This is a genomic window from Caballeronia sp. GAFFF2, from assembly GCF_023631485.1.
Classification (GTDB): domain Bacteria; phylum Pseudomonadota; class Gammaproteobacteria; order Burkholderiales; family Burkholderiaceae; genus Caballeronia.
Window position 1 is genome coordinate 78,501 of the sequence record NZ_JALQDA010000005.1, and the last position, 12,764, is coordinate 91,264.

The window sequence follows — 12,764 nt, forward strand, 5'->3', positions numbered from 1 at the left end:
GCCCAATTATCAACGGCGCGCCATGCGGTCACAATCCGTCCAACTCGTTTCAGGTTCAACGCCATGCAACTCGATCACGTGACTATCGTCGCGCCGGACTGCGATTCGATGATGCGTTTCTTCGTCGATGTCGCCGGGATGTCAGTGGGTCCGCGACCGCCATTCGGTGTGAGCGGCTACTGGCTGTATCTCGGCGCGCGGCCGGCCGTGCATCTGATCGCGACGGGCGATGCGTCTGTCGCCGCGCACCCCGATGCGACGCGCATCGACCATCTCGCGCTGCGTATCGACGACGAAGCCGAGTGGCGCACGCTCATCGACCGTCTCGAATGTCGCGGCTACGCCTATGGGATCGCGGAAGTGCCGCTCGCGCGCGAACGTCAGCTTTTCGTGCGGCTTGCGCCGGGCGTGGTAGTCGAGTTCGTGACCGCGCGCCATTGATCTATTTCGGAGCATGACCATGCCTTTACCTCTTCTCGCGCTGGCGATCAGCGCGTTCGCCATCGGCACGACCGAGTTCGTCATCATGGGCTTGCTGCCCAACGTCGCACGCGATCTTTCCGTGTCGATTCCATCGGCAGGGCTGCTCGTCACGGGCTATGCGCTCGGCGTGGCGGTCGGCGCGCCGCTGCTCGCCGTGCTTACGAGCAAAATGCCGCGCAAGCTCGCGCTGCAATTGCTGATGCTCGTGTTTATCGTCGGCAACGTGTTTTGCGCGCTCGCACCGAACTACGGTTTGCTGATGATCGCGCGCGTCGTGACCTCGTTCGCGCACGGTTCGTTCTTCGGCATCGGCGCGGTGGTCGCGGCGTCGCTCGTGCCCGCCGACAAGCGCGCGAGCGCCATTGCGCTCATGTTCACCGGCCTCACGCTCGCGAACGTGCTGGGCGTGCCGTTCGGGACGTTCGTCGGTCAGGAACTGGGCTGGCGCGCGACGTTCTGGATCGTCGCCGGTCTCGGCTTGCTGTCCGCGCTCGGCGTGACCGCGCTCGTGCCGAATCGTCACGATGCGGCACCAAGCGGACTCGGCCGCGAAGTACGCGTGTTGCGCGACCCGCAGGTCTGGCTCGCGCTGACGATGACCGTGCTCGGCTTCGGCGGCGTGTTCGTCGTGTTCACGTATATCGCGCCGATTCTCGAACAGGTCGGCGGCTTCTCGCCGCGCGGCGTGACGCTCGTGCTCGTGCTGTTCGGCATCGGGCTTACGGTCGGCAATACGATTGGCGGCAAGCTCGCGGACCGCGCGTTGATGCCTTCGCTGATGGGCATTTTGCTGGCGCTTGCCATCGTGATGGCCGTGTTCGCAAAGACGAGCCACAGTCAGGTCGGCGCGATCGTGACGATCTTCGTCTGGGGCATCGCGGCGTTCGCGACGGTGCCGCCGTTGCAGACACGCGTGGTCGAGAAGGCGAAGGACGCGCCCAATCTTGCTTCGACGTTGAACATCGGCGCGTTCAATATCGGCAATGCGGGTGGCGCCTGGCTCGGCGGCGCGGTATTGATGCATGGTTATGGGCTCAATGTGTTGCCTTGGGCGGCGGCGATGGTCGCAGTGGCCGCTCTTGGGGTGACGTGGTTCGCGGCGCGCTTCGATGCGCCGCAGGTCAGGTCGGGGGTGAAAGCGGCGGATTCGAATGCTTAACCATCCGCCCACGCCTTCGCCGCCTTCACCGCCCGCTGCCATCCCGCGAGAGACGCCTCGACATCGGCGGCGGGCATCGTCGGTGTGAACTGCCGCTCGAGTTGCCACTGCGATTTCAGCTCGTCGATATCCTTCCAATATCCGACCGCGAGCCCCGCGAGATAAGCCGCGCCAAGCGCGGTCGTCTCGGCGATGCGCGGTCGCACCGCATCCACACCCAGGATGTCCGCCTGAAACTGCATCAACAGATCGTTGGCGCAAGCACCGCCATCCACCCGCAATTGGGCGATGCGTATGCCCGAATCCGCTTCCATCGCGCGCAAGACATCGACCGATTGATAAGCGATCGAATCCAGCGCCGCCCGCGCAATATGGGCGGAAGTCGTCCCGCGCGTCACGCCGAACAGTGTGCCGCGAGCCCGCGCGTTCCAGTGCGGCGCGCCCAAGCCAGCGAAAGCGGGCACGAGATACACGCCATCGCTATGCGGCACGCCGCGCGCAAGGGCTTCGACGTCACTCGCGCGGCGAATTAGTCCCAACCCGTCGCGCAGCCATTGCACGACCGCGCCCGCAATAAAAATACTGCCTTCGAGCGCATAGTTCACCGTATCGCCGATTTGCCAGGCAATCGTCGTCACGAGATTGTTGCTCGACTCGATCGGCGTTTCGCCCGTGTTCATCACGAGGAAGCAGCCGGTGCCGTAAGTGTTCTTCACCATGCCGGTATCGATGCACATCTGGCCGAACAACGCGGCATGCTGGTCGCCGGCAATGGACGCGAGTGGAAGATCGGCCGCGAACACGGTGCCCTGCGTCGTGCCATACACCTCAGATGAACTGCGTACTTCCGGCAGCATGCTGCGCGGTATCTCGAATGCCTCGAGCAGTTCGTCGTCCCAGCGGCGCGCGTGGATGTCGAACAGCATGGTGCGCGACGCATTGGTGATGTCGGTGACATGCAAACCGCGCCGCGTGAAGTTCCACACGAGCCAGCTATCCACCGTGCCGAACGCGAGCCGTCCCTGCTTCGCCTTGTCGCGCGCGCCTTCGACGTTATCGAGAATCCAGCGGATCTTGCTCGCCGAGAAATACGCGTCGATGGGCAACCCCGTCTTCGCGCGCACCATGGTTTCGAGCCCGCGTGCCTTGAATTCGTCACACAGCGAGGCCGTGCGCCGGTCCTGCCAGACGATCGCGTTATAGATCGGCTTTCCCGTTTCCCGATCCCACACGATGGTCGTTTCGCGCTGATTCGTGATGCCCACCGCCGCAATCGACGACGCGCTCAAACCCGCCCGCGTCACGGCTTCGGCGGCGACGCCCGCCTGAGTCGACCAGATTTCCTGCGGATCGTGCTCGACCCAGCCCGCTTGCGGATAAATCTGCTGAAACTCCTTCTGCGCCACCGAAACGACATTGCCATTCCTGTCGAACAGCATGGCCCGCGAACTGGTCGTGCCCTGGTCGAGCGCGAGGACGTACTGATCCTGCATGTTCATCTCCGGAAAGTGCACGGATCGGCGTGCTTGTGAAATCGAGCGATGCCGTGCGAGGTCTGCATGCGCAATCTATCGGACGCGCGGCATGCGTACAACCTGGCCGGATGGCATAGGCCATTAGCACAAAGCGCCCTAAGGAGCCGTTCGCGCCAAGGAAACCGTAAGAATGCCTATTCCATTTGGCCGAGTGGCGCGAACTCGCGGTTCGTCCGATACTGGCAACTCGAAATCGGGCAACGGGTGAATGCAATGCGAATGCAGGTTGTGTCAGGCGTGCTGGGCGTGGCTGTTCTGGCCGGCTGTGTAGCGACGCCGAATATCGACGGATCGAGCGGTGCGCCGTCGTTCAGCGCGTTGCAGGAGATGTGCGGGACCACGCAGGTGGACTATGGCGGGGACGCGCCGTCCGTCTACACGGCGTTCTTCGACGCTTACGTGGCGCAACGGCGCGGCGGGTTATCGAAGGATCGCTATTGCGCGTTTCAGGGGACGATCGCCGCGCGCTACGGCGTATATCGCGCGAATTCGGGGCCGGAGGCGCAAAGTGCGTGGGCCAGCTTCTTTCTGGATCAGCGTGCGCAGGCTTTGAGCTGGCGTGCGGCAGTCGATCCGACGCTGCGGGCAGGATAGGACGCGGCGCAGATAAGTCCGCGTCCGACATCGCTTGGGAAGCGAAGGCTAGGAGAACCGCTTGAATGCCTTGATGGTGGAGTCGCCAGTTGCGGTAAGGCGCCATTGTTGTCGGCCCGAAGCCAGGTTCTCGAGTTGAACGAGTTGACGTTCGAGCAATGCATCGAGTTCATCGCGTTCCATGTCGACCTGATTGGGCTCTTCCTGAACCAGCAGCAGCGTGGCGAATTCGTGCGGACTCAGCATTCGTGTTCTCCATTAAGACCGAACGGCAAGGCGACCGGCTTTGTGAGCCGGGTCTCTTTGCTTCTAAGCGTTTAATTGGAAGACTTCAATCTGCCGGGCAGTCGCGTTGTCGTGTGCTGCGTTTGCCAGGAATTCGGATTGTAGGCAAGCGTCTGAAGAGTGCCAAACTCCCGGTGAAAATTTTGGCTTTGACATTTCCTCGTCGCGCAAGCGGGTCCCAAGTCAGCCGAACTTGAAGAAATTACTTGAAGGTTTTGCCGCACTGCAAACACCTCAAACTAGGTCTTTTTCAGCGCCATGCGATTGACTCATCAATTGCGGCGACAAATGAATTTGCTTTGAATTAAGCAGACAATGCACCATTCGTTCTTTTGAACTGTCGGCTGATCGACGCGGCAAGCCGTCAGACCAGAGCGGCTCGCTGTTAATCCGGACATCAATCACATGACTCGTTTCAACTGGCAGAACCCTTATCCGACTCCGCGCTTGCCGGTTTTTGCGCGCAATATCGTTTCGACGTCGCATCCGCTGGCCGCTCAAGCTGGTTTACGCATGCTCTGGAAGGGCGGTAACGCCGTGGATGCGGCCATCGCCGCAGCGGCCGCTATCACGGTCGTCGAGCCGGTTTCATGCGGGCTCGGCGGCGACGCGTTCGCGCTGGTCTGGGATGGCAACAAATTGCATGGACTGAACGCTTCGGGCGTGGCGCCAGCGGCCTGGAACGTGGACTACTTCCGCACCAAATACGGCGAAGAGAACGGTCTTGCCCGTCAGCCCAAACGCGGCTGGGACGCGGTGACGGTGCCCGGCGTCATCGCCGGATGGGAAGCGCTTCACGCGAAGTTCGGTTCGCTGCCATTCGCCGATTTGATGGAACCTGCCATCGAAATCGCGGAGCGCGGACACGCGGTGGCCAGCATCGTCGCCTATAAATGGGCGGCCGCCGTGCCTGAACTGAAAGACCAGCCAGGCTTCGCGGATGTCTTCATGCCGCGTGGACGCGCGCCCGAAGTCAGCGAACTCGTGCGTTTTCCCGGCCATGCGAACACGTTGCGACGGCTCGCGGAGCACGGCCCGCGCGCGTTTTACGAAGGCGAAAGCGCCGAGCGCATCGCTGCGTTCTCGCGGCAGGGCGGCGGCGCCATGACCATGGACGATCTCCGAAATTACCGCGCCGAGTGGGTCGAGCCGATTCAGAAGGATTATCGCGGCTACACCGTGCACGAGATTCCGCCGAACGGACAGGGAATCGCGGCGCTCATCGCGCTTGGCATCCTCGACAAGTTCGATGTCCGCGCGCTGACCGTCGACCGCATCGAGTCGCAGCATCTGCAAATCGAGGCGATGAAACTCGCGTTCGCGGATGTATATCGCTATGTCGCCGATCCGCGCTCGATGGAAGTCACGCCCGAGCAAATGCTCGACGACGCCTACCTCACGGAACGCGCCAAGCTGATCGATCCGAACAAGGCAAGGCATTTCGACTTCGGCATGCCGAAAGCGGGCGGCACCATCTACATGTCGGTCGCCGACGAGCGCGGCATGATGGTGAGCTTCATTCAATCGAACTACATGGGTTTTGGCTCGGGCGTGGTCGTGCCGGATACGGGCATCTCGCTGCAAAACCGCGGTTGCGGGTTCTCGATGGACCCGAAGTCAGCGAACGTGGTCGAGGGCGGCAAGCGGCCGTTCCACACGATCATTCCTGCGTTCCTCACGCAAGAAGTGGATGGCCGGCGCGAGGCCGTCATGAGCTTCGGCGTGATGGGCGGCGACATGCAGCCGCAAGGACATCTGCAGTCGATCGTGCGCATGCTCGACTATGGGCAACAGCCTCAGGCCGCCTGTGACGCGCCGCGCTGGAAGGTGAATCACGATTTCACGATCGATATCGAAGCGACACTCGACCTCGAAACGGCCCGCGCGCTCGAAGGGCTCGGCCACACCATCAAGTCGGTCGACGATCCATACATGGATTTCGGCTCGGGACAATACATCTGGAAGCTGGATCGCCACGATCCAGAGCGTGGTTACGTTGCCGCAAGCGACAGTCGACGCGACGGGCTTGCGGCCGGCTTCTGAGCCTGCACGCGCCGGCAGCTAATCACGGCGGCAGGCGCGTCGTCGACGCCAGATCGCGCAACCTCCCTTGGCGGCACATTTCGTGCTCCTTCGTGCGCCAGCCGTTCTTGCGCATCGACTCGTAAGAATTTGACATAGACGGAACTGCGCTGATGCAGCGCAAGTCTGTCCCCATGTCTGCAAATTCATTGCAGGACGGCTAAGATGGAAAAACAAGCCGTTAAGACGCGAAGTTGAAGTCGCCCGAGCCGAATGGTTCGCGGCGTCGCCTGAACCTCGGCCCGCTCTTGTTGGCCGATGGCGCGTTCAGTCCATCCAGGGAGCGCGATACATGCACACCGATAGTACCCATGTGATGCCGTGGCGCATCGAAGACATCGATCTCAACCGGATCGATCGTCAGAAGGCGGCATCCAACGAACATCTTCTTTTGCTGTTGTGCGCATGCTCATTCATCGAGAGCGGCACGGATCTCTACACGAGCAATCTCAGCAAGTATTTTCACGACGACCCCGAGATTTCGGCGTGGCTGAACGACGAATGGGAGCCCGAAGAAATGCAGCACGGCCGGGCGCTCAAGACTTACATCAACCACATCTGGCCGGAATTCGACTGGGACCGGGCTTTCAAGAGCTTCTTCGACGAGTACTCGCTAACGTGTTCCTACGAAGCGTTCGAGAAAAAGCGTGCGCTCGAAATGGTGGCGCGGTGTGTTGTCGAAACGGGCACGGCCACGCTGTATCGCGCGATCAACGACTGCTCGGACGAGCCGGTGTTGAAGGAGATCACCGACAACATCCGCACCGACGAAGTGCGCCACTACAAGCACTTTTTCCGCTTCTTCAAGAAGTGGAACAAGATCGAAGGCAACGGGCGTCTCGCCGTGCTTGGCGCGTTAATCCGTCGCGTGATGGAACTGAAGAGCGAAGACTCGGAAATCGCGCTACGGCACGTGTTTGCGGTGCGTTATCCCGAGCGCGTCAAGGACTCGAGCTATAACCGCGAACTGTTCGCGCAGGTGAACGCGCTCGTGCGGCGCAATCTTTCGGCGGATCAGTGCATCAAGATGCTGTTGAAGCCGCTCGATCTGCCCGCGCGTATTCAGCCGGGCGTTCACTATCCGCTTGCCAAGATCACGCAGTTGTTTTTCCGCTAATCAGGACGATGCCCGCTCAGGTTCATGCGGGCATTCGGTGGATCTGCCTTTCAAGTCATTTCCCCCATGACCGATGCCACGCCGCGTCAGGCCGAACTCTCGTCGCAAACGCCTTTCGATGAATGGCCGCCTGAACTCAGGACGCTCTTCGATGGCACGCTGACCGGCGCACCCGTCGGCTTCACGGCGTCGCTATGTGCCGTCGATAGCGGCGGGCGCGTCCGCACCGCGCTCCTAAGTGCGGGCGAGCTGCTCGCGCCCGACGCGCGCACGCTCGTGTTCGCGTTGTGGCCCGGCTCGCGTACCGCGCAGGCGATCGCCGCGAGCGGGCGCGCGACCATCGCCTTCGTATTCGACGAAGCGTTCTTTCAGGTTCAACTGGATACGCGCCGCGTGGCGCTCGACGATGTCCCGCTCGCATGCTTTGTCGCCACGATCGAAAGCGGCGAAGCGCAACGTGTCGCCTATGCGCGTTTGAAGAGCGGGATTACGTTCGAACTGACGGAGACCGAGAGCGTGCTCACGCGCTGGCGTGAGCAGCTTGACTGGCTGAAGCGGGCAGCGAGCGCTGCCGCCTGAAACACACCTTCGAATACTTAACGTCCGCGGCCGCCCGAGCGCATGCCGTCGCGCCGCGCGCCGCCGCTGTCGCTGCGCGCCTTGCCGCCGAGCAGCGCGCCGGGATTACCGGCCTTTGCGTTCGGATTCGCCGCGCGTGCCGCATCCGGACGGCGCGTTGCCGCGCCTGCATTGGCGTTGGGAGCGGCGGGCTTCGCGCCGGCAGGCTTGGGACCGCGTGCATCGCGGCCATCGCGTGAATTCGCCGCTTGCGATCCGCCGTTGCGATTACCGTTCGCCGGCTTGCCACTGCCGCGCGCTTCGCCAGATGCCGCGCCGCTTGCACGGCCGCCATCGCGTCGCGCTTCGCCGCCACCGCGTTTCGCTTCGCCTTCGCGTCGCGGGGCGCTGCTGCGCTTCGCTTCGCCGCCTTCACGCGGACCGCCGCGCCCTTGGCTGCGGCGCTGAATCGGTTCGGGACGCGCATCCGGGTCCGGCTCGAAGCCGGGAATCACTTCCTGCGGAATCGGGCGCTTGATCAGACGCTCGATGTCCTTAAGCAACTGAAGCTCGTCCACACAGACGAGCGATACCGCTTCGCCATCCGCGCCCGCGCGACCCGTGCGGCCGATACGGTGCACGTAATCTTCCGGCACGTTCGGCAGATCGAAGTTGACCACGTGCGGCAACTGATCGATATCGATACCGCGCGCCGCGATGTCGGTGGCGACGAGCACCTGCAAGGTCTGATCCTTGAACTCGGCCAGCGCACGCGTACGCGCAGACTGACTCTTGTTGCCGTGAATCGCAAGCGCGCTGATGCCGTCCTTGCCCAATTGCTCGGCAAGCCGGTTCGCGCCGTGCTTCGTGCGCGTGAACACGAGCACCTGGAACCAGTTGTTCGTGCGGATCAGATGCGTGAGCATCTCGCGCTTTCGGTCGCGATCCACCGGATAAATCTTCTGTTCGATACGCTCGGCCGTCGTATTGCGGCGCGCGACTTCGATCAGCGCGGGCGAATCGAGCAGGCTGTCGGCCAGCGCCTTGATTTCATCCGAGAAAGTAGCCGAGAAAAGCAGGTTCTGACGCTTCGCGGGCAGGCGCGCGAGCACGCGCTTGATGTCGTGAATGAAGCCCATGTCGAGCATGCGGTCGGCTTCGTCGAGCACGAGAATCTCGAGCTGCGACACGTCGATGGTCTTCTGCTGCATGTGATCGAGCAAACGTCCCGGCGTTGCCACGACGATATCGACGCCGCGCTTCAACGCGTCGATCTGCGGGTTGATGCCCACGCCGCCGAACATCACGGTCGACTTGAGCTTCAGATATTTGCCGTAGGCGCGCACGCTTTCCTCGACCTGCGCGGCGAGTTCGCGCGTCGGCGTGAGGATGAGCGCGCGGATCGGACGCTTCGTTCCGGCGGCAGCGGGCGCCAGTTGCGAAAGACGTTGCAGGATGGGCAGCGTGAAGCCGGCGGTCTTGCCCGTGCCGGTCTGCGCGCCCGCCAGGAGATCGCCGCCCTTCAGAACGGCGGGGATGGCCTGGAGCTGGATCGGGGTCGGAACGGTGTAGCCCAGTTCGTTGACAGCGCGTAGCAGAGGTTCGGACAGGCCGAGTGAATCAAAGGACATAAGGGATTTTCGAATTCGTTGTGTCGAACGGCGTGCATGCGAATGACGTTGCGGCGAACCGTGGTTCTGCCGGTTGCGCGCATGTGCGACGCTCGGAAAAAAATCGGGCGGCTTGCCATCGAGCGTTCATCGATTCATCGACGAGCGCGAAGCGTTGCCGCGGGGATTCGACGCGTTATCAAGACACGCCGGCTGGCCGTAAGTTGCATCGATGAAGCCGCGATGCCCGGGCTCACTCGCTGTTCGCCGCTTCACGCGACATAGCGCGCGACGCTCACGAACTGACAGAGACTGCCCGCCAGCACGAACAGATGCCAGATACCGTGGCCGTGCCGGATACGCTCGTCGTTGATGAAAAAGTAGATACCGGCGCTATAGATCACGCCGCCCGCCACCAGCCACGCGGTGCCCGCGGGCGGCAGCGCCGTCACGAGCGGACGGACGGCTACGAGCGCGAGCCAGCCCATCAACACGTACAGCACCATCGAAACGCTGCGGGTTCGGCGCCCGAGCGTGAGTTCCTGCGTAATGCCGAGAACCGCGAGGCCCCAGCTTACGCCGAATAGCGACCAGCCCCAGGGACCGCGCAATGTCACTAGTGTAAACGGTGTGTAGCTGCCTGCTATCAGCAAATAAATTGCCGAATGGTCGCACTTTTGCAGAATCGACTTCAGGCGAGGCGAGCGCACGCAGTGGTACAGCGTCGAAATCAGGTAGAGCGCGCAGAGCATGGCGCCATAGATGGCGAAGCTCACGACCTTATAGGCATCGCCGTCCAACGCACCCATTACGACGAGCGCCACCAGACCGGCGATCGACAAGACCGTGCCGATCAAATGGCTGATGCTGTTGAACCGCTCGCCTACGTACATGCCCGATCCATACCGAAAGACGCGCCGGTGACGCGCCACAAAAGACAAGGGGCGCGGCCTAAGTTGAAGGCTGCGCCCCAGTGCGTATTGTACGCTGTCTTTCCCGAATGTCAGTCGAGCGGCGCCGAACGCAGATTACTCACCTGCTGCGGCGACACCGGCGTGCCGTGATTGCCCCACGACATACGGATGTACGTCACGACCGCGGCCACTTCCGTATCCGACAGCGACTGCGCGAACGGCGGCATGCCGTGCGGCATCGGGTTGCCACCCGTGCTCGGCGGATAACCACCGTTGAGCGTCATGCGGATCGGGTTGACGGCCGACGGCATCTGGATGGACTGGTTATTCGCGAGCGGCGGATATGCCGGCGGCTTGCCGAGACCATTCTCCTGGTGACACTTCGCGCAGTTCTCGGTATAGACCTTCTTGCCCATGGTCAGCAATTCGCCGCCGAACTTCTCGGAGGTTTCGAGCTGCAACGACTCAGGCGCTTCCTTCTTTTGCGGAATCGACTTGAGATACGTCGAGATCGCGTTGATGTCGCCGTCGGTCATGTACTGCAAGCTGTTGTGGACGACTTCGGCCATCGGGCCGAACACCGCGCCACGCTGCGACACGCCGGACTTCAGCAAGTCGTTGATGTCCTTGATGTCCCAGTCGCCGAGACCGGCTTCCTTGTTCGACGTCAACGACGGCGCATACCAGTTTTGCAGCGGAATCAGACCGCCGGCAAATGCCGCCGAGCTGACCGGACCGCCCATGGCGTTGATCGACGTATGGCACATGGCGCAATGGCCGAGGCCTTCGACCAGATACGCGCCGCGGTTCCATTCGACCGATTTGGTCGGGTCCGGCTTGTACTCGCCTTCGCTGAAGAACAGGGTGCGCCAGCCGATCAGCAGATTGCGATTGTTGAACGGGAAGCGCAGTTCATGCGGACGGCTCGCTTCGTTGACCGGCGGGACGGAGCGCAGATACGCGTAGATCGCGTCCGAATCGGCGCGCGTGACCTTCGTGTAGCTCGTGAACGGGAAGCCTGGATAGAGCAGACTGCCGTCCTTCGAGCGGCCGGTGTGCATCGCGCGATAAAAGTCGTCCGACGTCCATTTGCCGATGCCGAATTGATCGTCCGGCGTGATGTTCGGCGTGAACATGGTGCCGAACGGCGTCGCCATGGGCAGGCCGCCCGCGAATTCCTTGCCGCCGCGCACCGTGTGGCACGCGATACAGTCGCCGGCGCGCGCGAGGTATTCGCCTTGTTTGATCAGCGCGGCTTTGTCGGTAGGCGTCGCCGCGACGGCGCCGCCCGAATGCAGGTTGTCGCCGCCCGACCAGAGGACGGCGGCGGCTGCGACGGCTGCCACCACGACAGCCGAGGAAAGTGCGAACAGGGACTTGCGTTTCATTATGTTGTCGCTCCAGACGCCTTATTGCGGTTCGCTGCCGCAGGTCAGCGGCATCTTCAACGAGCCAGCGGGCGCGGGCACCGGGTTGGCGGGTGCGGTTTGCGTAGAGAGCCAGGCAGCGACGGCGGTCACGTCGTCGTCAGTCAGGCGCGAGGCGATTTGCTGCATGCAGTCAGGCGCTTTCGCGTGGCGCGTGCCCGATTTCCATGCGCCGACTTGCGCGCTGATGTAATCCGAGTGCAACCCGACGAGGCCCGGAATGGCCGGCTGCATGCCGGTCAGACCCTTGCCGTGACAGGCCGCGCAGGCGGGAATGTTCTTCGATGCATCGCCGTTCAGCACGATTTGCTGGCCGCGCGCAAGCGTGGAAGCCGAAACATTCGTCTTGGCGGGCGGCGGATACGGCGGGCGCTGGCTCGAGAAGTATCCGGCGATCTGATGAAGGTAGTCGTCCGAGAGATACGTGACGAGGTAGTTCATAGGCGGATACTTGCGCCGGCCTTCGCGGAAATTCTGGAGCTGGTTGTACAGATAATCGGCAGGCTTGCCGGCAAGACGCGGGAAATAGTCATTGTCCGTGCCTTCGCCATGAACACCGTGACATGCCGTGCAGCCTTGCACGCGCGCTGCCATGGTGTCCGGGGCGATCGGCTGGTTCTGCGCCTGGGCTTGTGCCTGACCCGCGCCGAATACGCCGGCGCTGCTGACGACGGCCAAAGCGAGCAGCGGACGAAAAATGCGTCTTGAAAACACGCGACACTCCATGAAATTCGGGGACCTGCCGAGCTTCGTGCGGCTCGGTGCGAAGGTGGCGAACCACGGCCACGCGTTGGGTGGCGGAGGGTGGCGGGCCACGGCCATAGTGGCTCGACGAGCCTCTGATGCGACGCGGAATTCTATCATCGATGCATGATGATGACTATTTGACACAACTTTCCGCCCTCACTGAGGCGCAATCGCGACAATCTGCCGCGTCGCAACCAAGAACTTTGACATAGCGCAACACAAATGCATGTCGACAAAGCATCGACTTTCTTCG

General features: G+C 62.3%; 12 protein-coding genes. 6 read left to right on the top strand and 6 right to left on the bottom strand.

Features of this window, described 5'->3' with window-relative positions; genetic code table 11:
* Nucleotides 1-63: 63 nt before the first annotated feature.
* Both NCT04_RS02350 and NCT04_RS02355 read left to right on the top strand, forming a co-directional pair.
* The gene (locus tag NCT04_RS02350) at nt 64-441 is read left to right on the top strand and encodes a VOC family protein (protein WP_250463133.1); all 378 of its coding nucleotides are present in this window, start codon (nt 64-66) and stop codon (nt 439-441) included.
* Nucleotides 442-460: 19 nt separating this feature from the next.
* Nucleotides 461-1,642, top strand: a complete 1,182-nt coding sequence (locus NCT04_RS02355; RefSeq protein ID WP_250463136.1) for an MFS transporter — start codon at nt 461-463, stop codon at nt 1,640-1,642.
* Here the strand turns inward: NCT04_RS02355 and glpK are convergent.
* Nucleotides 1,639-3,135 carry a glycerol kinase GlpK gene (gene glpK, locus NCT04_RS02360; protein ID WP_250463140.1) on the bottom strand — a complete coding sequence of 499 codons (1,497 nt, stop codon included), beginning with the start codon at nt 3,133-3,135 and terminating at the stop codon, nt 1,639-1,641. The genes NCT04_RS02355 and glpK overlap by 4 nt on opposite strands.
* A 255-nt stretch (nt 3,136-3,390) precedes the next feature.
* Here glpK and NCT04_RS02365 point away from each other — a divergent pair, with 255 nt between their 5' ends.
* Nucleotides 3,391-3,771, top strand: a complete 381-nt coding sequence (locus tag NCT04_RS02365) for a hypothetical protein (protein ID WP_250463143.1) — start codon at nt 3,391-3,393, stop codon at nt 3,769-3,771.
* 48 nt (nt 3,772-3,819) lie between these two features.
* Here NCT04_RS02365 and NCT04_RS02370 read toward each other — a convergent pair whose 3' ends face one another.
* Complete coding sequence (locus NCT04_RS02370) at nt 3,820-4,017, bottom strand: hypothetical protein (RefSeq protein WP_244827069.1); 198 nt, start codon at nt 4,015-4,017, stop codon at nt 3,820-3,822.
* A gap of 444 nt (nt 4,018-4,461) precedes the next feature.
* Here NCT04_RS02370 and ggt point away from each other — a divergent pair, with 444 nt between their 5' ends.
* The 3 genes from ggt to NCT04_RS02385 all read left to right on the top strand — a co-directional run bounded on the left by ggt (nt 4,462) and on the right by NCT04_RS02385 (nt 7,834).
* Nucleotides 4,462-6,099: a gamma-glutamyltransferase gene (gene ggt, locus NCT04_RS02375; protein ID WP_250463146.1), complete on the top strand. Its 1,638-nt coding sequence runs from the start codon at nt 4,462-4,464 to the stop codon at nt 6,097-6,099.
* A 331-nt stretch (nt 6,100-6,430) separates the two neighbouring features.
* A complete protein-coding gene (locus NCT04_RS02380) occupies nt 6,431-7,255 on the top strand; it encodes a ferritin-like domain-containing protein (RefSeq protein ID WP_244827071.1) in 825 nt (274 codons plus the stop codon).
* 66 nt (nt 7,256-7,321) lie between these two features.
* The gene (locus NCT04_RS02385; RefSeq protein WP_250463149.1) at nt 7,322-7,834 is read left to right on the top strand and encodes a hypothetical protein; all 513 of its coding nucleotides are present in this window, start codon (nt 7,322-7,324) and stop codon (nt 7,832-7,834) included.
* A 17-nt stretch (nt 7,835-7,851) separates the two neighbouring features.
* On the opposite strand, the gene NCT04_RS02390 is transcribed toward NCT04_RS02385, so the two are convergent.
* The 4 genes from NCT04_RS02390 to NCT04_RS02405 form a co-directional block, all read right to left on the bottom strand.
* Nucleotides 7,852-9,444, bottom strand: a complete 1,593-nt coding sequence (locus tag NCT04_RS02390) for a DEAD/DEAH box helicase (RefSeq protein WP_250463151.1) — start codon at nt 9,442-9,444, stop codon at nt 7,852-7,854.
* Between the two features lie 251 nt (nt 9,445-9,695).
* Nucleotides 9,696-10,316, bottom strand: coding sequence for a PAQR family membrane homeostasis protein TrhA (gene trhA, locus NCT04_RS02395; protein WP_250463154.1), 621 nt, complete (start codon nt 10,314-10,316; stop codon nt 9,696-9,698).
* A 110-nt stretch (nt 10,317-10,426) separates the two neighbouring features.
* Complete coding sequence (locus NCT04_RS02400; RefSeq protein ID WP_250463157.1) at nt 10,427-11,725, bottom strand: cytochrome c; 1,299 nt, start codon at nt 11,723-11,725, stop codon at nt 10,427-10,429.
* Between the two features lie 21 nt (nt 11,726-11,746).
* Nucleotides 11,747-12,490, bottom strand: coding sequence for a c-type cytochrome (locus NCT04_RS02405; RefSeq protein WP_244827960.1), 744 nt, complete (start codon nt 12,488-12,490; stop codon nt 11,747-11,749).
* Nucleotides 12,491-12,764 lie beyond the last annotated feature (274 nt).